1 protein-coding gene is annotated in these 1006 nt (G+C 48.8%); it reads left to right on the top strand.

What is annotated here, in order from left to right:
- Positions 1 to 61 precede the first annotated feature (61 nt).
- A complete protein-coding gene (hisG, locus tag COY37_RS04765; protein ID WP_286678027.1) occupies positions 62 to 934 on the top strand; it encodes an ATP phosphoribosyltransferase in 873 nt (290 codons plus the stop codon).
- The last annotated feature ends 72 nt before the right edge of the window (positions 935 to 1006 follow it).

A 1006-nucleotide genomic window follows, 5' to 3' on the forward strand; every position in this document is an offset into this window, starting at 1 on the left:
CCCTATTTAATCTTTTTCTTTTATTCTGACTCCTGGATTCTTAGATTACGGGAGCTGATACATGTTAAGCATTGCTTTGCCAAAGGGAAGTCTTGAAGAGCAAACACTCATGCTGTTTGCCCAAGCAGATCTTGAAGTCAAAAAGGAATCGCGGGGCTACAATCCATCAATCAACGATCCGAGGATCAGCAAAGTTAAAATCTTGAGACCCCAGGAAATCCCCACGTATGTCTCCGAGGGATACTTCGACCTCGGGATAGGCGGCCACGATTGGATCGTCGAATCGAATGCGGATGTGGTCGAAGTTGCGGATATGCCGTACGCAAAGACCGGTGCGGGTATCATGCGCCTGGTAGTTGCGGTACCCGAAGACTCACCCATCCAAAAACCCGAAGACATACCGGCCGGAAGCCGCGTAAGCACCGAGCTTCCTAACGTAACAAGGAAATACTTCGAAAAGCTAGGCATACCCGTCAAAATATCGTTCTCCTACGGCGCGACCGAGGCAAAAGTGCCCGAACTCGTAGATATCGTTGTCGACCTCACCGAAACCGGCTCGACCCTGCGGCGAAACCGTCTTCGCATCATCGATACTGTTTTAGAATCGACAACCCGCCTTATGGCAAACAAGCAATCCTGGGCTGATCCCGAAAAACGGCAGGCGATAGAGGAGATAAAAACGCTTCTACTGGGTGTTATGGAAGCCCGAGGCAAGGTTCTCATCAGCATGAATGTCCCGGAGGGTAAGCTTGAAGAAATTGTTGCGGTCTTACCGGCGCTTAAAAAACCGACGGTTTCCAAGCTCTACAACTCCGATTATTTCGCCATAGAAACCGTAGTCGAAAAATCAAACGTAAACATCCTCATCCCAAAACTAAAAGCCTTCGGGGCCGAAGATATCATCGAACTCAGTCTCTCAAAGATAATTCGCTAGCGGCATAGGCAATATGTTCGAAGGCGAATGAGAGTACCTTTCACCATTGTCATTCTGAGCGAAGCGAAAACC

It is taken from the genome of Candidatus Aquicultor secundus, from assembly GCF_002791875.1.
GTDB lineage: Bacteria > Actinomycetota > Aquicultoria > Aquicultorales > Aquicultoraceae > Aquicultor_A > Aquicultor_A secundus.